Source organism: Streptoverticillium reticulum (assembly GCF_047456005.1).
GTDB classification, from domain to species: Bacteria; Actinomycetota; Actinomycetes; order Streptomycetales; family Streptomycetaceae; genus Streptomyces; species Streptomyces reticulum.
This window is the reverse complement of the sequence record NZ_CP179755.1, coordinates 6,979,678-7,000,809: the sequence shown is the minus strand read 5'-3', so window position 1 is coordinate 7,000,809 and position 21,132 is coordinate 6,979,678. Positions and strand designations below refer to the sequence as shown.

At 74.7% G+C, this 21,132-nt stretch carries 14 protein-coding genes and 1 pseudogene; 5 read left to right on the top strand and 10 right to left on the bottom strand.

Annotation, left to right across the window (positions count from 1 at the left end; all coding sequences use genetic code 11):
• Positions 1-18 precede the first annotated feature (18 nt).
• The 4 genes from ACMATS_RS32010 to ACMATS_RS31995 all read right to left on the bottom strand — a co-directional run bounded on the left by ACMATS_RS32010 (position 19) and on the right by ACMATS_RS31995 (position 4,059).
• The gene (locus ACMATS_RS32010; RefSeq protein ID WP_414169854.1) at positions 19-624 is read right to left on the bottom strand and encodes a GTP-binding protein; all 606 of its coding nucleotides are present in this window, start codon (positions 622-624) and stop codon (positions 19-21) included.
• 110 nt (positions 625-734) lie between these two features.
• Positions 735-1,148 (bottom strand): DUF742 domain-containing protein, encoded by a 414-nt coding sequence (locus ACMATS_RS32005; RefSeq protein WP_390779252.1) that lies wholly within the window; start codon positions 1,146-1,148, stop codon positions 735-737.
• An 8-nt stretch (positions 1,149-1,156) separates the two neighbouring features.
• A complete protein-coding gene (locus tag ACMATS_RS32000; protein ID WP_390779251.1) occupies positions 1,157-1,597 on the bottom strand; it encodes a roadblock/LC7 domain-containing protein in 441 nt (146 codons plus the stop codon).
• Positions 1,594-4,059: a nitrate- and nitrite sensing domain-containing protein gene (locus tag ACMATS_RS31995; protein WP_414169853.1), complete on the bottom strand. Its 2,466-nt coding sequence runs from the start codon at positions 4,057-4,059 to the stop codon at positions 1,594-1,596. The genes ACMATS_RS32000 and ACMATS_RS31995 overlap by 4 nt, the downstream gene beginning before the upstream one ends.
• Before the next feature lie 214 nt (positions 4,060-4,273).
• On the opposite strand from ACMATS_RS31995, the pseudogene ACMATS_RS31990 reads away from it, so the two are divergent.
• Positions 4,274-4,612 (top strand): annotated as a pseudogene (locus ACMATS_RS31990) (hypothetical protein); the annotation flags it as partial.
• Positions 4,613-4,896: 284 nt separating this feature from the next.
• Here the strand turns inward: ACMATS_RS31990 and ACMATS_RS31985 are convergent.
• The 5 genes from ACMATS_RS31985 to ACMATS_RS31965 form a co-directional block, all read right to left on the bottom strand.
• Complete coding sequence (locus ACMATS_RS31985; RefSeq protein ID WP_414169852.1) at positions 4,897-9,558, bottom strand: hypothetical protein; 4,662 nt, start codon at positions 9,556-9,558, stop codon at positions 4,897-4,899.
• Positions 9,559-9,603: 45 nt separating this feature from the next.
• On the bottom strand, positions 9,604-10,497 hold the full coding sequence (locus ACMATS_RS31980; protein WP_390779248.1) for a hypothetical protein: 894 nt from the start codon (positions 10,495-10,497) through the stop codon (positions 9,604-9,606).
• A 373-nt stretch (positions 10,498-10,870) separates the two neighbouring features.
• The gene (locus ACMATS_RS31975) at positions 10,871-12,394 is read right to left on the bottom strand and encodes a hypothetical protein (protein ID WP_390779246.1); all 1,524 of its coding nucleotides are present in this window, start codon (positions 12,392-12,394) and stop codon (positions 10,871-10,873) included.
• A gap of 59 nt (positions 12,395-12,453) precedes the next feature.
• Positions 12,454-13,422 (bottom strand): DUF979 domain-containing protein, encoded by a 969-nt coding sequence (locus tag ACMATS_RS31970; protein ID WP_390779245.1) that lies wholly within the window; start codon positions 13,420-13,422, stop codon positions 12,454-12,456.
• The gene (locus ACMATS_RS31965; RefSeq protein WP_390779244.1) at positions 13,419-14,117 is read right to left on the bottom strand and encodes a DUF969 domain-containing protein; all 699 of its coding nucleotides are present in this window, start codon (positions 14,115-14,117) and stop codon (positions 13,419-13,421) included. Before ACMATS_RS31965 ends, ACMATS_RS31970 begins: the two co-directional genes overlap by 4 nt.
• A 176-nt stretch (positions 14,118-14,293) precedes the next feature.
• Between ACMATS_RS31965 and ACMATS_RS31960 the strand changes: the two genes are divergently transcribed.
• The 4 genes from ACMATS_RS31960 to ACMATS_RS31945 are packed head-to-tail and all read left to right on the top strand — an operon-like array spanning position 14,294 to position 17,212.
• The gene (locus ACMATS_RS31960; protein WP_414169851.1) at positions 14,294-14,938 is read left to right on the top strand and encodes a GntR family transcriptional regulator; all 645 of its coding nucleotides are present in this window, start codon (positions 14,294-14,296) and stop codon (positions 14,936-14,938) included.
• Positions 14,935-15,723 (top strand): LamB/YcsF family protein, encoded by a 789-nt coding sequence (locus ACMATS_RS31955; protein ID WP_414169850.1) that lies wholly within the window; start codon positions 14,935-14,937, stop codon positions 15,721-15,723. Before ACMATS_RS31960 ends, ACMATS_RS31955 begins: the two co-directional genes overlap by 4 nt.
• Positions 15,720-16,340: a 5-oxoprolinase subunit B family protein gene (locus ACMATS_RS31950; RefSeq protein ID WP_391155171.1), complete on the top strand. Its 621-nt coding sequence runs from the start codon at positions 15,720-15,722 to the stop codon at positions 16,338-16,340. The genes ACMATS_RS31955 and ACMATS_RS31950 overlap by 4 nt, the downstream gene beginning before the upstream one ends.
• Complete coding sequence (locus tag ACMATS_RS31945) at positions 16,337-17,212, top strand: biotin-dependent carboxyltransferase family protein (protein ID WP_390779240.1); 876 nt, start codon at positions 16,337-16,339, stop codon at positions 17,210-17,212. The genes ACMATS_RS31950 and ACMATS_RS31945 overlap by 4 nt, the downstream gene beginning before the upstream one ends.
• Positions 17,213-17,481: 269 nt before the next feature.
• Here ACMATS_RS31945 and ACMATS_RS31940 read toward each other — a convergent pair whose 3' ends face one another.
• Complete coding sequence (locus tag ACMATS_RS31940; protein ID WP_414169849.1) at positions 17,482-21,093, bottom strand: hydantoinase B/oxoprolinase family protein; 3,612 nt, start codon at positions 21,091-21,093, stop codon at positions 17,482-17,484.
• Between the last annotated feature and the right edge of the window lie 39 nt (positions 21,094-21,132).

Sequence of the window (21,132 nt, the reverse complement as noted above, 5' to 3'; positions counted from 1 at the left end):
CTTCGGGGCGCGGATGGCTCAGCCGGCCGCGCGGCGGGCCATGCCGCTGGCGAGGGCGTGCTCAACGACCGACACCAGGACCTCCTTGGCCGACTCGCGCTCGCGGGCGTCGCACAGCACGACCGGTACCTCCGGGTCGAGGTCGAGTGCATCGCGCACGGCCTCCTCGGGGTAACGGGCCGCGCCGTCGAAGAGGTTGACGGCGAGGGTGAAGGGGATGCCGCGGCGCTCGAAGTAGTCCACGGCGGCGAAGCAGTCCTCCAGGCGGCGGGTGTCGGCGAGGACGACGGCACCCAGCGCGCCCTGGGCCAGCTCGTCCCACAGGAACCAGAAGCGGTCCTGGCCGGGCGTGCCGAAGAGGTAGAGCACCAGGTCCTCGCGGAGGGTGATGCGGCCGAAGTCCATGGCGACGGTGGTGGTCGTCTTGCCCTCCACCCCGGCGATGTCGTCCACCGGCCGGCCCGCCTCGGTCAGCAGTTCCTCCGTGCGCAGCGGGCGTATCTCGCTCACCGAGCCGACCAGGGTGGTCTTGCCGACGCCGAAGCCCCCGGCCACCAGCAGCTTGAGGGTCGTCACCGGGGCGGCGGGCCGCCGGCGGGCGCGGTCAGTGCGGCCGAACACCATGGTTTTTCCTCCGATTTCAGGGACGGCGCCCTCGCTCGCCCCCGTGGTACCGATCGTTCCGCATCCCCCGGCGCCGGGACAAGCCCCGGCACCGGGGGGACGGCGGGTGGTCACAACGCCCGCAGGCCGTCGATGACATCCCGCAGGATGCCCTCGTCGGGCAGCTCCGCCGGGGGCACGGGACGGGTGACGCGGACGTGCCCCGCGTCGATCAGGTCGCCCACCAGCACCCGGACGACGCCCACCGGAAGGTCCAGGTCCGCGGCCAGTTCGGCGATGGACTGCGGCGTCCGGCGGGCCAGTTCGGCGATGTCGAGGTGTTCCGGGGACAGCGTCTGGTCGGTCAGGGCGTGGGCGCCGCCCGGGTGGTCCGCCAGGGACTCCTCGGCGATCACCAGGGCGATCAGGTCGAGCCGGTCCTCGGCCGCGCTGCGGGTGCGCCCGCGGGTCATGGCGTACGGGCGGACCACGGGGCCCGCCGCGTCGTCGAACCAGCGGGCCGGCTGCTCGGGGTCCCGGTCCATGCCCGCCGTCACGCGCCGGCGGCGGCGCCGGTGCGCGGAGCGGTGGCCAGGTGTGCGCCCACGCGCTTGACCAGCAGGGTCATCTCGTAGGCGACCTGGCCGATGTCGGAGTCCGCATCGGCGATCACCGCCAGACAGCTGCCGTGGCCCGCGGCGCTGACGAACAGGAACGCCTTCTCCAGCTCGACGACGGTCTGCCGGACCTCCCCGGCGTCGAAGTGCCGGCCCACGCCCTTGGCGAGGCTGTGGAATCCGGAGGCGACGGCGGCCAGGTGCTCCCCGTCCTCGCGGGTGAGCTCCTTGGAGGTCCCCGTCGCCAGTCCGTCGCCGGACAGGACGAGTGCCTTGCGGATGCTGGCGACGCGCTCGACGAGGTCGTCGAGGAGCCAGTTGAGCTCGCCGCCCTCGCCGGCCCGGTCGTTGCGCAGGGCTTCCTTCGGTGCGGTCATCGACCGTCCCCCTCAATCGTCGTTCCTGGTGCTGTCGTTCCTGGCGGGTTCGCCACGTCGTTCTGCTCCCGGCCGCGCTGCCAGCCGCGCTGGAGGGCGGCCATCCGGGCCCGTACCTCGTCGGCGTCGCGGGCGGCGTCCGGACCGGCCGGGTCCGGAGCGGGCCGGGTGTGCACCGCAGTCGGGTCGTCCTTCAGCTGCGGGGCGAGGCTGGCCTGGCGCACGCGCCGGGGCAGGCCCCCGGTGGGCGTACGGTCCTCGTCCGGGCCGGTGCCCGGGTCCTGGGCCGGCGGCCGTCCGGCGGTGCGTTCGGTGACCCTGCGGCCGTGGTCGGAGACCAGGACGGGGGTCCTGCGGCGCGGCAGCGGGAGCGGGCCGTCGGGCGCCTGCTGGTGCTCCTCGCCGGATACGTCCGGCATGTCCTCGAACAGGGCGTCCAGCGGGCCGGGTTCGGTGCCGTCCGGGGCGCCGCGGCGCTCGCGCACCGGGCGGCCGGGGAGCGGGCGGGGGCGGCGGCCGGGCAGCGGCTGTCCTCCGGTGTCCTCGTCCGCTCCCGCACCGCTGCGGCGCGGGGCCTCGGTGAGCAGCGCCGAGGGGATGAACACCACGGCCGTGGTGCCGCCGTAGGGCGAGGTCTGCAGGGAGACCCGGACGCCCTGGCGCTGGGCGAGCCGGCTGACGACGAACAGGCCCAGGCGGTCGGTGTCGGAGAGCTCGAACTCGGGGGTCTCGGCGAGCCTGAGGTTGGCCTCCAGCATGACGTCGGCCGTCATGCCCAGGCCGCGGTCGTGGATCTCCAGGGTGAAGCCGTTGGAGACCCGCTCGCCGAGGACCTGGACCGCGGTGTGCGGCGGGGAGAAGACGGTGGCGTTCTCCAGGAGTTCGGCGACGAGGTGGGTGAGATCGCCGACCGCCGGGCCGTCGACGGCGAGCCGCGGCAGCCGGCGGACGTCGATGCGCTCGTAGGCCTCGACCTCGGCGACGGCGGCCCGGACGACGTCCATCAGCTGGACGGGCTTGCGCCACTGCCGTGCGGGGGCGGCGCCGGAGAGGATGACCAGGCCCTCGGCGTGCCGGCGCATGCGGGTGGTGAGGTGGTCGAGGCGGAAGAGGTCGGCGAGCTCGTCGGTGTCCTCGGTGCGGCGTTCCATGGTGTCGAGGAGCGTGAGCTGACGGTGCAGCAGGACCTGACTGCGGCGGGCGAGGTTGACGAAGACGTCGGAGACGCCGCGGCGCATGTCGGCCTGTTTGACGGCGGCTTCGACGGCGGCGCGCTGCAGGGTGTTCAGGGCCTGGCCGACCTGGCCGAGTTCGTCGGAGCCGTACTCCAGGCGCGGGGCCTCGGTCTCGACGTCGACGGTCTCGCCCGCGGCCAGGCGGCGCATCACGCTGGGCAGCCGCACGCCGGAGACCTCGTGGGCCTCCTTGCGCAGCCGGCGCAGGTCCCGCACGAGGCCGCGGCCGATGCGGATGGAGATGACGAGCGAGCAGACGAGGGCGGCGAGGCCCAGGACCCCGGCGACGGCGGCCTTGACGAGGACGCCGAAGGCGATGGGGTGGACGCGGGCCGAGTAGCGGTCGCTGGCCTGCTTGCCGAGGGTGCCGAGGTCGTCCAGGACGGGGGTGACGGCGGCCTGCCACTGCCGCTGCCCGACGGCCTGGTCGGTGCGGCCGGGACCGGCGAGGATCACGGCGTCCTCGGCGGCGCGCAGCGCCTTGGCGTGCGGGCCCTGCCAGTAGGCGTCGAAGACTCTGCGGTCGGCGGTGGGCAGGGCGGGCAGGCTGATGGAGTAGAGGATCGTGCGCTCGGCGGTGCGGTCGGAGAAGGTGCGCAGGTCCTGCCGGTCCATGCTGCCCGCGACGAACGCACCGGAGAGCAGGGCGTCCTCGCGGGAGACCGACTCGCGGGCCCGGATGAGGCCGGCCAGGGCGCGGCCCTGCCGCTCCATGTCGGCTTCCTGGACGACGCTGAGGCTGCCGAGGAAGTCGTAGTAGGGGTCGACGAGTTCGTTGTAGGCCTGGAAGGCGGCGAAGCGGGTGAGGGTGCTGTCCTCGACCCTGCGGCGCAGGCCCTCGATGCTGTCGAGGCTCGTCTCGATGGCGCGGAAACGATCCTTCGTACCGGAGTCCATGGCGTCGCGCGCCTCGCGGTCGATGCCGGAGCGGTAGTCCGCGACGGCCTTGTCGGTGGCGCGCTGCCGGGCGTCGAGATCGGTGAGGGCGCCGGGGCGCCGGGGGTCGGCCAGGTAGACGAGGGTCTGGCGGCGCTCCTTCTCCAGCGCGAGGATCACGTCCTCGGCGGGGAAGCCCGCCTTGCGCATCACGTCGGCGAAGGAGAACAGCTGGACGGCCTCCTGACCGGTGATCACCGTGGCGAAGGCCCACAGCGCGGTCAGAGAAACCAGCGGCACCAGCAGCAGCGCCACGATCTTCCGGCGGATGGACTTCCCGCGAAAGCGCATGGCCTCCCCTACGTCAACCCCGGTGCACGGGGGTGGTGTTCCGACAACAATGCGGCGTGAGCCTACTACTGCGAGGTAGCGGACCCGAAGGCCAGTACGGACCAAGGACGTGTGAGGGGGCCGGGATTCCCCTCATCACGGGAACCTTCGGGCACTCCTGGCCGCTCTTTTCTTTGTACAAAGAGAGGGGAAGAGTTCCGACCGGGGGAGGTGAGTGGTCTTGCAACGGAACCACGACGCGCATGCCGGCACGGCATCGGCCCGCAGGCCCTTGTGGGTGGAGGAGCCGGCCCGGCGGCCGAGAATGCCGGATCCGATCCGTACGGCCGCGGTGCGTGCGGCCCTGATCGCCGCCGTGACGCTGGTCCTGACGGTGATCACCGTGCTGTTCGCGCTGGCCGGCTCGTGGCTGGCGTTCCCGACGCTGCTGTGCGCGGTGGTGAGCACCGTGCTGGCGACGTGGGGCGTGCTGGACGTGTGGGTGACGCGACAGGTGTGGCGCCAGCGGCACGGGGTGATCTCCGTGCCGAGCAGCAGCGCCCGCGCGGGGCGCGGTATACGGGGGGCGCGCAGCGCCCTTTAGGGGCGCGGGGCCCCTTTTGATATGCGGCTCCGCCGCGTGGGCGCGATCAGCCACGACGCGCCTGCACCGGGCGCCCCGTCAGGGGCGCGGGGAACTGCGCGACAAGCCACGACGCGCCCGCAGCCGAGGTACCCGGGGCTGCGCCCCGGACCCCTGGGACAGTGCGTCGGCTGCGGGCCGGTGGGGGCTGGTCGCGCCCACGCGGCGGAGCCGCATACGTGAACAGCCCCGCGCCCCTGACGGGGCGCCGCCCCTTACGGGGCGCTGGCCGGCACCGGCTCGTCCCCGGCCGGGCGGCGGAACATCCGGGTCGCCGTGATCTCGCCGTGCACCGGCTCCGCGTCCGGGTCCTGCTGCGGCAGGCCCGGTCGCAGGTGCTCCTCGACGCTGATGTACTTCAGGCCCGCCCTCAGGTCCGCGTCGTTGCGCAGCCGGATGACCAGCGGGAACTCCGCCAGGGCCGTGGTGTCGAAGAGGCCGGTGGTGTAGAGCAGCTGCACGCCGAGGGCGTCGGCCACGGCCCGCTGGAGCTCCAGCAGATAGGTGGCGTTGGCGCGGCCGATGGGGTTGTCCAGGAACAGCGTGCCCGCGTGCCGCTGCTTGTCGCGGCCGCGGTCGTTGCTGCGCAGCGCCGCCATCGTGCAGTACAGCGCGATGGCCGCGGTCAGCAGCTGGCCGCCGGAGAAGACGTCTCCCATCTGGCCCACCGGCACCCGCTCGGCGCGCAGCACCGCGTCCGGCTTGAGGATCTCCACCGCGACACCGCGCGGCAGCAGCGCCGCGCGCACGCCGCGCAGCAGCAGCGACATGCCGTCGCGGCGCAGGTCGGAGTTCTTCTTGACGGCGGACCGGGTGGCCTCGTCGATGACCTCGCCCAGGCGCTCGGTGAGCGTGGACTGGTCGGGGTCGTCGAAGCGGATGCGCAGGAACTCCTGTCCCGACCACTCCCCCAGGCCCTCCGGCAGCCGGGACAGCCGCTGGGCCGAGCGCAGCGTGGCCAGCGAGGACTCCACCAGGCCGCGCAGCCGGTCGACGATGCTGTCGCGGTTGCGCTCCAGCTGCTCCAGCTCGTCCGTCAGCACCCGCAGCCGGGGCGCGAACGCCTCGGCCCAGGCGGCTGCATGCTCCGGCAGGGCGGCGGCGGGCAGTTCGCGGATCTGCTGGCGGGCGGGGGTGCGCACCTGCTCGTAGCGCGTGGAGTTGGCGTGCCGGACGAGCACGTCGCTCGCCTCGCGGACCGCGGACTCCGCGGCCGAGAGGTCGCCCGCGCAGCCGCGCAGGGAGCGCCGCGCCTCGGCCGCGGCCTGCCGGGCCTCCTCCAACGTGCCGGAGTACGGCTCGGGTTCGTCGGCGTCCTCGTCCCCGGTGGTGTCGCGCAGCAGGTCGCGCAGGAGGGCGGCGGTGTCGTCGAAGCCGCCGGCCGCGTCCTCGGCGGCCCGGTGGGCGCGCAGCAGGCCCGCGTGCGCGGTGCGGGCGCTCTCCAACGCGTCGGTGCGGGCGGCGAGTTCGCCGGTGGCGGTGCGGAGCAGCTCCTTGGCCTGGGCCGCGTCGGCGGGCACCCGGTCCTCGGGGAGCTCGGTGTGCGCCTCGCCGTCCTCCGGCGCGAGGCGCTCGGCCTCGCCGCGCAGCCGGCCGAGCTGCTCGCTGGCCGCGGACGCGCGGCCCTCCAGCAGCTGCACGAGCTCCTCGGCGCGGGCTGCGGCGGCCTGGCGGGACGGGCCGTCGGCGCCGTCGGTGCCCTCCAGGAGCTGGGCGGCGCGGGTGCGCACCTTGTTGGTGAGGCGGTCGAGTTCGGCGCGGGCGGCGCTCTCGTCGCTCTCGGCGCGGGCCTGTTCGGCGCGCAGGTCGGCGCCGACGCCGACCTTCTCGTACACCTGGGACGCGGCACGGTAGGCCTCGCGCAGCGCGGGCAGCGAGCCGGCCGGGGCCTGTTCGTCCTCCGCGATGTCGTCGGGGGCACCGGCGATCTCGGCGCGCTCGGCGCGCAGCGCGCGGGCGGTGCGGCGGGCGTCGTCGGCGGCGCGCTGGGCGGCGCGGCGCTCCTCGTCGGCGGCGCGGGCGCGGTCGACGCACTCCTCCGCGCGCTCCTCCGCCTCGGCGGCCTCCTCGCCCAGGTCGCGCAACGTGGCCTGCCAGGAGGCGCGTTCGCGCAGCCGGTAGGCGAGACCGGCGAGCGCGTCGGCGACCCGGCGGGCGCGCTGGGCGGTCTCCTGCCGCTCGTCGCGGACGACGACCGCCTCGGCGGCGGTCTCCTCGGCCTCGGCCCGGGCCTCGCGCAGCGCCGCCAGCTCCTGCTGTGCGGCGTCCGCGGCCGTACGGACCCGCCCGGCCTCCGCGGCCAGTTCGGCGAGGCGGCCGGCCGGGCAGCCGGCACGCCACGAGGCGAGCCGGGCCGCGAGCGTGCGGTCGCCGGCCAGCCGGGCCGCGACCGTGCGGATCTCCTCGTCGCGGGCGGCGGCGCGGGCGCGCAGCGCGTGCCGCTCCTCGTCCGCGGCGCGCTCGTCGTGCATGGCCGGGTTCGGCGGGACCAGAAAGACGCCCGCCTCCTGTGCGGACGGCTCCGGCGCGGGGGCCAGCAGGGCGGCGGCCGTGCCGACGGCCACCGTGGAGCGGGGCAACAGCGAGGCCTCGGCGAGGACTTCGCGGGCCCGGGCGTGGGAGTCGGCGTCGGTGATGACCACACCGTCGACGAGCTCGGGGCGGGCGGCCAGCACCGCGGCGTGGTCCGCCGGGTCGACGGCCTGGGCGAGGTAACGCCAGCCGGGCAGCGCGGGGATGCCGTGCTCGCCGAGGAACTCGACGGTCGCCAGCACGTCGGGGCCGGGCGGCAGCAGGCCGCCGTCACCGAGCGCGCCGAGGATCCGGGAGTCGTCGGCGGCGGCCGTGCGCAGGTCGAACAGCTGCCGCTCGGCGGAGGCCACGTTCTCTTCGAGGAGGGCGTGGACGGCGTCGGCACTGCGGTCCAGTTCCTCGGCCGTCAGGGCGCCGGGGCGCGGAGTCGTCGGCGTCCCGTCGTCGTCGGCGGTGCGCTGGCCCGGCACCTGGCCGGAGGCCGCCGGCTGGGGCAGGCCGAGCAGGTCGGCCAGGCGCTGTTCCGATCCGAGGGACTCCGCCGCGCGGCGCTCCGCCTCGTACGCCGATTCGGCGGCCGTGGCCGCGTCCGCGGCACGTGCCGCGGCCAGTTCGGCGCGGCTCTCGGCGCCGGCCGCCTCCTTCGCGCGCTCGGTGGCCTCGCGTGCCGCCTCGCGGGCGGCCTCGTACGCGGCGACGGCCGGCTTCTCGGCGTCGCTCGCGGCGAGCGCGGCGCGGGCGGGGTCGGCGTCGGGGCCCGAGGCGTCGATCCAGCCGGCGCGCACCGCCTCCTCCGTCTCCTGCTCGACCTCGGCGAGGCGCTGGCGCAGGTGGCCGGACTCGCTGCGGGCGCGCTGGGCGTCGGTGGCGGCCGCGGTGGCGTCCCGGTGGGCGGCCTCGCCGGCCTGCTGGAGGGCGGCGGACCGTTCCTCCTGCTCGTTGGCGAGCACTTCGCCCTGCTCGGCGGCGGCGTTGAGGGCGCGCACGAGGTCCGCGGCGGCGCGGGAACGGGCGGCGAGGGCGGGGGCGGCGTCCTTCTCCGCCTCGTGGATGGCGGCGGCCACACGGGCCGAGCGGTCGGCGGCGGCACGGTGGCGCAGCACCGTTTCGGCAGCCTGCCAGGCAGAGTGCAGGGTACGGGCGTCGTTGAGCTCGCGGCGCTGCGAGGCGGCGGCCTTCTCGGCCGCGGCCAGGGCCAACGAGGCGTGCCGGTAGGCGAGTTCGGAGGCAATCAGCGCACTGCGACCGCGCGCCTCCTCGGCGTCGGTGACGGCGTGCCCGGCCGCGGCGACCTGCTCGGCCAGCTCGGCGGCACGGCCGCGCTCCTGTCCCCCGCGCGCGGAGAGACGGCGGGCGAGGGTGCGGGTGCGGCGCTCGGCCCCGGCGTGCACGCCGCGCGCCTGGTCGCGCCGGGCGCCGGCCTCGGCGATGCGCGCGAGCATGTCCAGCGAACCGGCCGTGAAGTCCCGCTCGGCGGTGAGCTCGGCCCGGCGGCCGAGCTTGTGCGCGAAGCCGTGCACGAGGTCGGCGAGGCCGTCGGTGTCACGGGTGTCGGTGACGGCGCGCAGCAGCAGGTCGGTGAAGTCGGAGTCGTTCTTGACGGCGAAGAGGCCGGCGGCCTCGCCCTCGTCGGCGTTCATCTCCCGCTGGTAGCGGAAGAGTTCGGGGTCCAGGCCGAGCTCGCCGAGGTGCTCGTTCCAGCGCTCGTGGATCTCCTCCCACACCACGTCCAGGTGCGGGTAGGCCTTGCCGGCCTCGGTGAGGGCGTCGCGGAAGCCCTTCATCGTGCGGCGGCGTCCCCGGGCGCCGGAGGCGCCGTCGGCGCGCGGGCGCATGGCGGAGGCCATCGGCACAACCGCTGAGACGGGCAGCGCGTCGAGGCTGAGCCCGGGGCCGGGGCGGAAGGAGTACCAGGCCTCGGCGAACTTGCGCGGGTCGTTGGAGACCTGGCGGCCGCGCCACTCGCTGACCTTGCCGACGACGATGCTCTCGCCGGTGAGGACGTGCTGCCACTCCAGGGCGACGTGGCCGCAGTCGTCGGCGAGCAGGAACTTGCGCAGCACGCCGGAGCTGGCGCCACCGAGGGTGTTGCGGTGGCCCGGGAGCATCACCGAGAAGATCAGCTTGAGCAGGACGGACTTGCCGCCGCCGTTCTCCAGGAAGAGCACGCCCGCGGGCGCCGGGCGGCGCGGCGGGCCGACGGGCTCCTCCGCGAAGAACTCCGCCTGCGCGGGCGCGGGGTTCGGCACCGGGGCCCCGACCCCGCGCAGGTCCAGCACGGTGTCGGCGTAGCGCGCACCGGCGGGCCCGATGGAGTAGAGGCGGACCCGGGACAGCTCGTACATGGCGGCGGACTCTCGTTGGATGCGGGGTCGGATGCGGGGACGGGGTCAGGCGGAGTGGAAGGGCAGGCCGGCGTCGGCCACCAGGTCGAGGGCGTCGGCCTCGTCCGGCGGCAGGAGCGTGGCGCCGCCGTCGGCAACGGGCACGATGCCCAGCTCCAGCAGTTCGGCCATGGCCGCGCTGCCCGCTATGTCGCGCACCTGGAGCTGGTAGCGGGCGGTGGTGCGGTAGGTGCCGCCGGACTCGTCGCCGGTGCGCTGGAGGAAGCCGGAGTCGACGAGGAAGGTGACGGCCTTGGCGATGATGCCGGTGGTGGAACCGGCCAGGCGGCGGGCGTCCTTGGTGGCACCGGTCGCGCTGCGCCGCGCGTAGACCCGCCAGGCGGCCTCCAGTCCCGGGGCGTCGGTGCTGGGGTCGGTGTTCTCGCCCTGCTCGGCGGCGCGCTCCTCCAGGCGGCGGCAGGCCTGGCGGACGAAGGCGTCCACGCCGTTGACGGTGACGCGGCCGATGTAGCCGTCGTCGGCGAGGTCCTCGGGGCGGGGGAAGGACATGGCGGCCACGGCGAGATGGGCCAGGCCGTGCAGGAAGCGGTCGCCGGAGTCGACGGTGGCGCGGCGCGCGTAGTCGCCCATGCGGACGGCGAAGACGGAGTCCTCGGCGGCGGTGACGGCCATGCCGGCACGGGTGGAGACCTCGAGCACGACGAGCCCGAGGCCTGCGGCCACGGCGTCGGCGAGGCGGGCGAAAGCGGGGTCCTCGCGGTGGCGGCGGAGGAGTTCGGCGTACTCCGCGTCGCGGGCGGGCTGCAGCTTGGGCTGCAGCCCGTAGGCCACCAGGCGTGCGGCGTCGGCCGCGTCGGCGGGGGTGACGTTCGGGGTGCCCACACGCTCCGGCTCGGCGTCCGGCTGCGCCGGGGCGTCGATGTCCTCGTACTCAGTCACGGTTGCTGCTCCTGCCGGGTGTTCCATGGGCGACGGTGGGTTCGGCACCGCCGGGCCGGATCGTCGTGGTTGCCCGCCGCTGCGGCGGGGGTTTGGCGCTGGCCGGGCACGGCGGCGACTGCCCGTCGGGGGCCTGCCGGCCCGCGGTCGGCTCGGCACCACCGAACCGCGTCATCGCAGTTGCTCACCGCTGCGGCAGGGGTTTGGTGCCGACCGTGCACAGCAGCGACTGCCCGTCGGACGTCCGCCACCGCGCGGCCGGTCCGGCACCGCCGGGCCGGATCGTCGTGGTTGCCCGCCGCTGCGGCGGGGGTTTGGCGCTGGCCGGGCACGGCGGCGACTGCCCGTCCGGCGGCGGGGGTTCCGGGGGGCCTCATACCGCGTCCTTTCTGTCCGCCGCCATGCCCGCCGCGTCCAGCAGCGCCTTGCCGACGATGAGGTCGGCGCCGCCGAATTCCGGATCGTCCAGCTGCGTGCCGTCGTCGACGGCGAACAGCAGCTGCTGTTCGCCCTGGCGGTAGGCCGTGCCGACCGCGGGGCTCGCGGCGTGGACGGCCAGGAGGGCGACCAGGTACGGGAGTTCGGGGTCGCGGCGGCGGGCCTCGGCCAGCAGGCCCGACAGGCGGCGGGGCGCGTCGGCCGGGAGGTCGAGCAGCTCCATCGCGGAGGCCAGCTGCTCCTCGCTGAAGCGGCTGTCGTCCGGGGTGGCGATCAGATCCGGCTCGGGCATCTCCGCGCCGAGGTGCTCGCGCTCCAGCGGCGGCGTCAGCAGCGCCTCCACCAGGTCCGTGATGCGCACCGCGGCCGGGGTGCGCAGGCCCGTGCCCCGCGCGAAGAAGGCGTCGGTGACGCGCGTCGCCTGCTCCACCGGCAGCGGCAGGACGGGCGCCACGAGCTGGCCGTACAGGTCCAGCCCGGACTGCGCGGCGGGCGTGGCGAACGCCTGCCGGTCCTGCTCGGCGCGGAACAGCGGCCCGGCCTCCAGCAGCCGGGACTGCAGCTGGGTGTGCCGGCGGATGCAGTCCTTGACGATGTCGACGAGCTCGGCGGCGCGGCGCTTGTGCTCCGGCTCCTCGGCCTCGTCGCGCGCCTTGCGGATGTTGGTGAGGATCGCGTTCTCGTGGCGGTAGCGGTCGGCGACGTGCTCGAGCGCTTCGGCGATCATGTCGGGGACGGTCTTCAGCCAGTCGACCGCGCGGACGTTGCGCCGGGTGGCGTCGAGGGTCTTGCGGAGGGTCTCCGCGTACTGCACGGTCCGGTAGCGGGCCTGCTCGGCGGCGAGCTGGGCGTCGGCGAGGCGGCCCCGGCTGATGAGGACCTCCAGCTTCACCTCGGCGGCGATCTGCGCGCTGGTGACGTCCGTGTCGAGGGCGCCGACGAGGACGTTGACGGCCTCGTCGGTGGTGCGCAGGAAGACCGTGCCGCCGGGGCCCGGGACCTCCTCGACGAGCTTGAAGTCGTAGTCCCGGCGGACGTAGACGCCGTCCGCGCCGAAGGTGCCGTAGACGGCGCGGAAGCCACGGTCGACGCTGCCGACGTTGATGAGGTTCTCCAGGACCCAGCGGCTCACGCGCTCGTGCTCGGCGTGCGGGCGCTCGGGGGCCTGGGCCGCGACGCGCGGCAGCAGGCGGGCCACTATCTGCTCGTGGTCGGCGCCGGTGTCGAAGTCCATGTTGAGCGTGACGAGGTCGATGGCGGCCAGGGCCACCTCCGCCATGGCGTAGACGCCGTACTCGCCCACGAGGTTGGCCTTGCGTGCGTCCAGGTCGTGCAGCGGCGCCGTGCACGCGAGCGCGCGCAGCCTGCGGGCCAGGCCCTCGTCGGCGGCCGGGCCCGGGGCAGGGCGTGGGGGCCCGTTGAGCTGGGGCGGAACGGCCGCCGGGGCTGGAGAAGTCACGTCGCACAGCGTAGGCGGTCACCCTGACAACGGACGAAACGGCACCGTCGGATCGGCGGTCAGACGGCAAAGACGGACATGATGCCGATATTGCAAGCAAGCAGGACAAACGCCGTCGGCAGTTGTGCCTTGATGGGCCCGTACTGGTCCGTGAGCTCCAGCAGCGCGGCCGGAACCATGTTGTAGTTGGCGGCCATCGGCGTCACGAGCGTGCCGCAGAAGCCGGCCAGCATGCCGACGGCCATGACCCCGGGTGCGCTGCCGTGGGCCTGCTGGACGAGAACCGGCCAGCCGACCGCGGCGGTCATCACGGGGAAGGCCGCGAAGCCGTTTCCCATGACGACGGTGAAGAGGAACATGCCCACGCAGTAGACGACGACCGCCAGGAAGACCGAGCCGTCGGGCAGTACCGCGGTGGTGATCCGGCGGACCTGGTCGCCGACCCCGGCGACGGAGAAGATGGCGCCGAGCGTGGCGAGCAGCTGCGGCAGCAGCAGGACCCAGCCGGCCTTCTCCAGGATGGAACGGCCCTCGTGCACCGGGACCGCGATCCGCTTCTCGCGCAGCATCACCATGGCGACGGCGAGGGCGACGACGGCGCCGATGCCCAGGCCCAGGATGGTCTCGCTGCCTTTCTCCAGCACCGGTTCGCCGCCGGCGTGCAGCCGCTTCACGCCCACCGCGCAGATCAGGGCGACGGCGGGGATGGTGAGTGCGGGCACGAAGAGGCGGTTGCCGAAGCGCGTCGCGTCGGCGGCCCGCTGTGCGGGCGTGGCCGTACGGGGCGTGCCGCGGCCGGTGAAGCCGAAGCCGGCGAGGCAGATCATGACGAGGACGGCGGCACCGAGCGGCTCGGCGGGGGCCGTCTTGTCCGCCACCCACGTGCTGTAGACGAAGCCCGCGCCGAGCAGGCCCCAGAAGGCGGCCGTGCCGTAGCGCTTGGGGTTGGTGCGGTCGGCGAGCATCTGGGCGGCCATGGCCAGGAGGACGCCGCCGACGAGCCAGAAGAACCACTCGGCCTTGATCACTTGCCCGCCTCCTTCGCGACCGCCCCCGCCACGCGCGCGTGCTCCAGCGTGCGGTCCAGGCGCAACAGCCGCCAGCCGTGCACCAGCAGGGCGCACAGCGCGGTCGGGACGGCCCACAGCGCGAGGTCCAGCGGTTCCAGGTGCGTGTGGTACGTGGTGTTGACGAAGCCGGTGATGAGCAGGATCGAGCCGACGGCGAGGAAGACGTCCTCGCCGAAGAAGAGCCCGACGTTGTCGGCGCTCGCCGCGTAGGAGCGCACCTTCTCCCGCACCATGTCGGGGAGTTGGCCGTGGCTGCGTTCGGCCGCGCCTTCGGCCATCGGCGCGGCGAGCGGGCGTACCGTCTGGGCCTGACCGAAGACGCTGTTGAGTCCGAGGGCTGCGGTGAGCTGGCGCAGGAGGAGGTAGAGGGCGAGGAAGCGGCCGACGGTGAGGCCGGCGAACCGTGCTATCAAGTGCCGTGCCTGTTCCTGGAGTCCGTGCCGTTCCAGGAGGCCGATGACGGGGAGGGTGATGGCGAAGATCGTCACCGAACGGCTGGAGGCGAACCCGGTGCCGAAGGCGGCGAGCACCTCCCGGGGCGACAGGCCGCCGAGCAGTCCGGTGGTGATGCCCGCAACACCCACCACCAGCAAGGGGTTGCGCCTCGTGGCGAATCCGGCCACGACCACGAGGACGCCCAGAAGTACGAGCATGCGTCCTGCCTTCCGCATTCTCGGACCTCACTCGACGAGGTGAGGCGGTTGGCGAGGAGGCTAGGATATTGTTGAACAATCCTCAACAGGCAATGCTGAAACCGTCGAAGGCTGAGACAGCTGGAGCGTCAGGAACAGCTGAAGCAGCCACTCCGCCGCAACCCGTGGGAGAGGCCATGGCCCTGTCCACCGCACAGCGTGTCGCCGCAGCACTGCGTGCCCGTATCGAGAACGGCGATCTGCCGCCGGGCCACCGGCTGTCGGAGGAGGCCCTCGGCAGAGAGCACGAGGTCTCGCGCAACACCCTGCGCGAGGCCTTCCGGCTGCTCATCCACGACAGCCTCGTCGTCCACCTGCTCAACCGCGGTGTCTTCGTACGAGTGTTGGAGCCCGCGGACGTCACCGACATCTACCGGATGCGCGCCGCCCTGGAGACCGCGGGCGTGCGGGCCGCGGCGGACGCCCCCCGGACACTGCACGAGACCCTCTCCGCCACGGTCGCCGAGGCCGAACGCGCCGCCGCAGCGGGCGACTGGCGGCACGTCGGCTCTGCGGACCTGCACTTCCACCGCGCGCTCGCCGCGCTGGCGCAGAGCCCGCGCATCGACGCGGCCATGGACCGCCTGCTGGCCGAACTGCGCCTGGCCTTCCACGAGATGCCCTCGCCGCGCCGCTTCCACGAACCCTTCGTGGCCCGCAACCGCACCCTCTCCAAACTGCTGGAGAGCGGGGAACACGCCCGCGCCGAGGCCGGGTTGACCGCCTATCTGGACGACGCCCGGGAGCTGATCCTGAGCGCCATGAAGGAGACCCACCGATGACCCCCGGGACCGCAGCAGCGCCGGAGACCGTCGTCCTCGACCTCAACGCCGACCTCGGCGAGGGCTTCGGGCGCTGGCGCCTCACCGACGACGACGCCCTGCTGTCCGTGGTCACCAGCGCCAACGTGGCCTGCGGGTTCCACGGCGGCGACCCCTCGACCATGCGCCGGGTGTGCGGGACGGCGGCCGAGCGCGGCGTCGGCATCGGCGCCCAGGTCTCCTACCGCGACCTGGCGGGCTTCGGACGCCGGGCGATGGACGTGCCGCCGCAGGAGCTGGCCGACGAGATCGCCTACCAGATCGGCGCGTTGGAGATCTTCGCGCGGGCCGCCGGCGCCCGCGTCGCGTACGTCAAACCGCACGGCGCGCTGTACAACCGCAGCGTGCACGACGCGGAGCAGGCCGCGGCCGTGGTCGAGGGCATACGGCTCGCGGGCGGGGCGCTGCCCGTGCTGGGGCTGCCCGGCTCCCGGCTGCACGAGGCGGCGCAGCGGGCCGGATTACCCGTCGTCGCCGAGGCGTTCGCCGACCGCGCGTACACCGCGGCGGGCACGCTCGTCCCCCGTCACGAGCCGGGCGCCGTCGTCACCGACCCGGACGCCGTGGTGCAGCGCTCGCTCGGCCTCGCCCGGGACCGGGCGGTGACCGCGATCGGCGGCCAGCGGGTGCCCGTCCGCGTCCGCTCGCTGTGCGTGCACGGCGACACCCCCGGGGCCGCCGCCCTCGCCCGCCGGGTGCGCGACGAACTGGAGGCCGCGGGCGTGCGGCTGGAGGCCTTCGCATGAGGGCCCTGCCCGCCGGGGACCACGGACTGCTGGTCGAGCTCGGCAGCACCGAGGAGGCCGAGGCGCTCCACGCCGAGCTGCTGCGCAGGGTGGCGGCCGGCGAACTGCCCGCCGTGCAGGAGATCGTGCCGGCCGACCGCACCGTGCTGATCGACGGTCTGGCCGAACCCGGCGCCCTCGCCGAGAACCTGGCCTCCTGGCACATACCTCCGCTGACCCGCGGCGCACAGCGGGCCGTCGAGGTCCGGGTCCGCTACGACGGCCCCGACCTGGCCGAGGTCGCCGAGCGGTGGGGCGTCACGCCGCGCGAGGCGGCCGCCCTCCACGCGGAGACCGAATTCCGCGTCGCCTTCTGCGGGTTCGCCCCGGGGTTCGGCTACCTCAGCGGGCTGCCCGCCCGCTACCACGTGCCGCGCCGGGCCACGCCCCGCACGAAGGTCCCCGCCGGTTCGGTGGCCCTCGCCGGGCGGTACACGAGCGTGTACCCGCGCTCCTCCCCCGGCGGCTGGCAGCTCATCGGCACCACCGACGCGACGCTGTGGGACGCGGCGCGCACCCCGGCGGCACTGTTCTCCCCGGGCACCCGGGTCCGCTTCGTACCGGAGGACCGCGCATGACGGAACGGACGGTCGCGGTCGTCCGCGCCGGAGCGCTGACCACCGTGCAGGACCTGGGCCGCACCGGCCACGCCCACCTGGGGGTGCCCCGCTCCGGCGCCCTCGACCAGCCCGCCCACCGGCTGGCGAACCGCCTCGTCGGCAACCCCGGCGGGGCCGCAACCCTGGAGACGACCCTGACCGGCTGTGCCGTCCGCGTCCGCCGGGCGGTGACGGCGGCGGTGACGGGCGCGCCGTGCGCGGTGACCGTGGACGGGCGTCCCGCCGCGTGGGGCGCGGCCGTCCGGGTCCCGTCGGGGGCGGTGCTGGAGGCCGGTCCGGCCGTGCACGGCGTGCGGAGCTATCTGGCCTTCTCCGGGGGGCTGGCCGTCCCGCCCGTCCTGGACAGCCGCTCGACGGACGTGCTCTCCGGTCTGGGGCCCGCCCCGCTGGCCGACGGCGCCGTGCTGCCGCTCGGCGCCCCGTGCGGGCCGCCGGCGGGCCCGGACGCGGTGCCGCACCCCGGCCCCGTACGGGAGTTGGTGCTGCCGGTCGTGCTCGGGCCGCGCGACGACTGGTTCACCGCCGGGGCGCTGCGGACCCTGGCGGCCGGCGGCTTCCGGGTGTCGTCCGCGGGCAACCGGATCGGCCTGCGCACGGAGGGCCCGTCCCTGGAGCGGGCGCAGGACGGCGAACTGCCCAGCGAGGGCATGGTCCTGGGCGCGGTCCAGGTGCCGCCCGACGGCCGTCCCGTGGTCTTCCTCGCCGACCACCCCACCACGGGCGGCTATCCCGTGGTGGGCGTCGTGCCCGGGGCCTTCCTGGCCGCGGCGGCGCAGGCGGTGCCCGGCACGCCGGTCCGCTTCGTGCTGCGAAGACCGCGGTTCCGCTAGGGGGCGCCCCGAAGGGGCGCGGGGAACTGCGCGCTCAGCTGCGACGCGCCCGCAGTCGAGGCACTCGGGGCTGCGCCCCGAACCTCTGGGGTGGTGCGTCCGGCTGCGGGCCGGTGGGGGCTGGTCGCGCAGTTCCCCGCGCCCCTTCGGGGCGCCTCCGGTCGCGCCCACGCGGCGGAGCCGCATATGTGAACAGCCCCGCGCCCCTGACGGGGCGCCATGGTCGCGCCCACGCGGCGGAGCCGCACATCGACACAGCCCCGCGCCCCTTACGGCGGCGCCCCGTAGCCGCCGCCTCCGGGCGTGCGGACCTCCAGGACGTCGCCCGCGCCGGCCTCCACCACGGCGCAGCCGGCCAGCCGCTCGACGGAACCGTCGGCGCGCTCGACGAGGTTGGCGCCGAGTGCCCCGGGCTCCCCGCCGGCCATGCCGTACGGGGGCACCCGGCGGTGTCCGGTGAGCAGGGCGGCCGTCATGGGCTCCAGGAAGCGGATGCGGCGCACCACGCCGCATCCGCCCGTCCACCGGCCGCGCCCGCCGCTGCCCCGGCGCACCGCGAAGCTCTCCACGCGCACGGGGTAACGCCATTCGAGGACCTCGGGGTCGGTCAGACGTGAGTTGGTCATGTGGGTCTGCACGGCGTCGGCCCCGTCGAAGCCGTCCCCTGCGCCCGAGCCGCTGGCCACGGTCTCGTAGTACTGGGCGCGCTCGTTGCCGAAGGTGACGTTGTTCATGGTGCCGGAGCCCTCGGCCTGGACCCCGAGGGCCGCGTAGAGGGCGCCCGTGACGGCCTGCGAGGTCTCGACGTTCCCGGCGACGGTGGCCGCGGGGAATTCCGGTGCCAGCATGGATCCTTCGGGGATGCGGATGTCGAGGGGCTTCAGGCAGCCGCTGTTGAGCGGGATGTCCTCGGCGACCAGCGTGCGGAAGACGTACAGCACGGCCGCCTTGACCACGGAGCTGGGGGCGTTGGCGTTGCCGGGCTGCTGGGGCGAGGTGCCGGCGAAGTCGAGGACGGCGCTGCGGGCGGCGCGGTCCACGCGGACGGCCACCTGGATCACCGCGCCGCTGTCGGTCTCGTAGCGGTGGGATCCGTCGCGCAGCCCGGCGACGATGCGGCGCACGGACTCCTCGGCGTTGTCCTGCACGTGCCCCATGTAGGCCCGGACGACGTCCTGGCCGAACTCCTCGGTCATGCGGCGCAGTTCGCGGATGCCCTTCTCGTTGGCGGCGATCTGGGCACGCAGGTCGGCGAGGTTGACGTCGGGGGCGCGCGAGGGGTACGGGCCGGAGGTGAGCAGCTCGCGCGTCTCCTGCTCGCGCAGCCGGCCGTCGCGGACGAGGAGCCAGTTGTCGAAGAGGACGCCCTCCTCGTGGATCGTGCGGCTGAAGGCGGGCATGGAGCCGGGGGTGATGCCGCCGATCTCGGCGTGGTGGCCGCGCGAGGCGACCAGGAAGAGCAGTTCGCCGCTGTGCTCGTCGAAGACGGGCGTGACGACGGTGATGTCCGGCAGGTGCGTGCCGCCGTGGTACGGGTCGTTGACGGCGTACGCGTCCCCCGGCCGCATCGCCTCGCCGTTGCGCCGCAGCACCTCCTTGATGGACTCCCCCATCGAACCGAGGTGCACGGGGATGTGCGGGGCGTTGGCGATCAGGTTGCCGTCGGCGTCGAAGAGGGCGCAGGAGAAGTCCAGCCGTTCCTTGATGTTGACGGAGTGCGCGGTGTTCTCCAGGCGCAGGCCCATCTGTTCGGCGATGGCCATGAAGAGGCTGTTGAAGACCTCCAGCATCACCGGGTCCACGTCCGTGCCGACGGCGGCCGTGCGGGGCCGGGGACGGACGCGGGTGAGCAGCAGGTGGCCCTTGTCGCCCGCCTCCGCCTGCCAGCCGGGGTCGACGACGGTGGTGGCGTCGGCCTCCGTGACGATGGCGGGGCCGGTGAGGACGTCCCCGGGGCGCAGGGCGGTGCGCTGCCGGAGCCGGGTCTCCTGCCAGGCGCCGCCGGTGAACATCCGGACGGTCTCGTCCTGTTCCTCCTGATCCCCTTGGCGTTCCGGCGGCGCGGCCGTATATGCCGTATATCCGGAGGCCCCGCCGGATGCCCCGACCGCCTCGACCGAGACGGCCTCGACGACCAGGGGCTTGTCCATGGTGAAGGCGTAGCGGGCGCGGTGGGCGCGGACGAACTCCGCGCTCATCGCGGCGGCGGAGTCCAGGGCCACGGGGAGGGCGGAGTCGGTGCCCGCGTAGCGCAGGTGCACGCGGGCGGTGGTGGTGACGGTGTCCTCCGGGACGCCGTCCGCGCGGAGTTCGGCGCGGGTGCGCTGCGCGAGCCGGTCGCAGGCCTCGTGCACCTGCGGCATCGCCTGCTCGTCCAGCTCGGTCTCCAGGGCCTGTTCGCGCAGGGCGGTGGCGTCGGCGACGCCGATGCCGTAGGCGGAGAGCACGCCCGCCAGGGGCGGCACGATCACGGTGCCGATGCCGAGCGCGTCCGCGACGGCGCAGGCGTGCTGGCCGCCCGCGCCGCCGAAGCCGGTGAGCGCGTAGCGGGTGATGTCGCGGCCGCGCTGCACGGAGATCTTCTTGACGGCGTTGGCCATGTTGAGGACGGCGATGTCGAGGAAACCCGCCGCGACCTCCTCGGGTCCGCGCCGGTCGCCGGTCGCGTCGGTGATCTCCCGGGCCAGCTGCGCGAAGTGCGTACGGACCACGTCGGCGTCGATCGGCCGGTCGCCGTCCGGGCCGAAGACGGCCGGGAAGCGGCCGGGCTGGATGCGGCCGAGCATCACGTTGGCGTCGGTGAGCGTGAGCGGACCGCCGCGCCGGTAGCAGGCGGGGCCGGGATCGGCACCGGCAGAGTCCGGGCCGACGCGGTAGCGCCGCCCGTCGAAGTGCAGCAGCGATCCGCCGCCGGCCGCGACGGTGTGGATGTTCATCATGGGGGCGCGCATCCGCACGCCGGCGACCTCGGTGCCGAAGACCCGCTCGAACTCGCCCGCGTAGTGCGAGACATCGGTCGACGTGCCGCCCATGTCGAAGCCGATGACCCTGCCGTACCCGGCCTCGGCGGAGGTGCGGGCCATGCCGACCACGCCGCCCGCGGGACCGGACAGCACGGCGTCCTTGCCGCGGAAGTGCAGCGCCTCGCGCAGCCCGCCGCTCGACTGCATGAACAGCAGCCGCACGCCTGGCAGTTCGCGGGCCACGTCGTCGACGTAGCGGCGCAGGATCGGCGAGAGGTAGGCGTCGACGACGGTGGTGTCACCGCGCGGGACGAGCTTCATCAGCGGGCTGACCTCGTGCGAACAGCTCACCTGGGAGAAGCCGGCCGCGCGGGCCGCCGCGGCGACCTGCTGCTCGTGCGCGGGGTACCGGTAGCCGTGGAGCAGGACGACGGCGGCGCTCGCGAAGCCGTCGCCGCGGGCCGCGCGGAGGGCGTCGGCGGTGGCGTCCAGGTCGAGCGGACGGACCGCTTCACCGTGTGCGCCGACCCGTTCGGGGATCTCCACGACCCGGTCGTAGAGCGCCTCGGGCAGCACGATGCGGCGGTCGAACAGGCGCGGGCGGTTCTGGTAGGCGATGCGCAGCGCGTCGCGGAAGCCCTCGGTGACGACCAGCACGGTGGGGGTGCCCGTGCGTTCCAGCAGGGCGTTGGTGGCGACGGTGGTGCCCATCTTGACGACCGCGATCCGGTCGGCGGGGACGGGGTCGTCCGGGCCCAGGCCCAGGGTCTGCCGGATGCCTGCGACGGCCGCGTCACGGTAGCGGGCGGGGTCGTGGGAGAGCAGTTTGCGGGTGACGAGCCGGCCGTCGGGGCGCCGGGCCACCACGTCCGTGAAGGTGCCGCCGCGGTCGATCCAGAACTCCCAGCGTTCTGCCATGGGGCCATTGTGGGACTGCGCCCCGTCAGGGGCGCGCCC

What these genes read in the sequence shown, in the direction of transcription:
- ACMATS_RS32010 (WP_414169854.1), bottom strand. Translation starts at nt 624, where the DNA reads ATGGTGTTCGGCCGCACTGACCGCGCCCGCCGGCGGCCCGCCGCCCCG.
- ACMATS_RS32005 (WP_390779252.1), bottom strand. Translation starts at nt 1,148, where the DNA reads ATGGACCGGGACCCCGAGCAGCCGGCCCGCTGGTTCGACGACGCGGCG.
- ACMATS_RS32000 (WP_390779251.1), bottom strand. Translation starts at nt 1,597, where the DNA reads ATGACCGCACCGAAGGAAGCCCTGCGCAACGACCGGGCCGGCGAGGGC.
- ACMATS_RS31995 (WP_414169853.1), bottom strand. Translation starts at nt 4,059, where the DNA reads ATGCGCTTTCGCGGGAAGTCCATCCGCCGGAAGATCGTGGCGCTGCTG.
- ACMATS_RS31985 (WP_414169852.1), bottom strand. Translation starts at nt 9,558, where the DNA reads ATGTACGAGCTGTCCCGGGTCCGCCTCTACTCCATCGGGCCCGCCGGT.
- ACMATS_RS31965 (WP_390779244.1), bottom strand. Translation starts at nt 14,117, where the DNA reads ATGCTCGTACTTCTGGGCGTCCTCGTGGTCGTGGCCGGATTCGCCACG.
- ACMATS_RS31960 (WP_414169851.1), top strand. Translation starts at nt 14,294, where the DNA reads ATGGCCCTGTCCACCGCACAGCGTGTCGCCGCAGCACTGCGTGCCCGT.
- ACMATS_RS31955 (WP_414169850.1), top strand. Translation starts at nt 14,935, where the DNA reads ATGACCCCCGGGACCGCAGCAGCGCCGGAGACCGTCGTCCTCGACCTC.
- ACMATS_RS31950 (WP_391155171.1), top strand. Translation starts at nt 15,720, where the DNA reads ATGAGGGCCCTGCCCGCCGGGGACCACGGACTGCTGGTCGAGCTCGGC.
- ACMATS_RS31945 (WP_390779240.1), top strand. Translation starts at nt 16,337, where the DNA reads ATGACGGAACGGACGGTCGCGGTCGTCCGCGCCGGAGCGCTGACCACC.
- ACMATS_RS31940 (WP_414169849.1), bottom strand. Translation starts at nt 21,093, where the DNA reads ATGGCAGAACGCTGGGAGTTCTGGATCGACCGCGGCGGCACCTTCACG.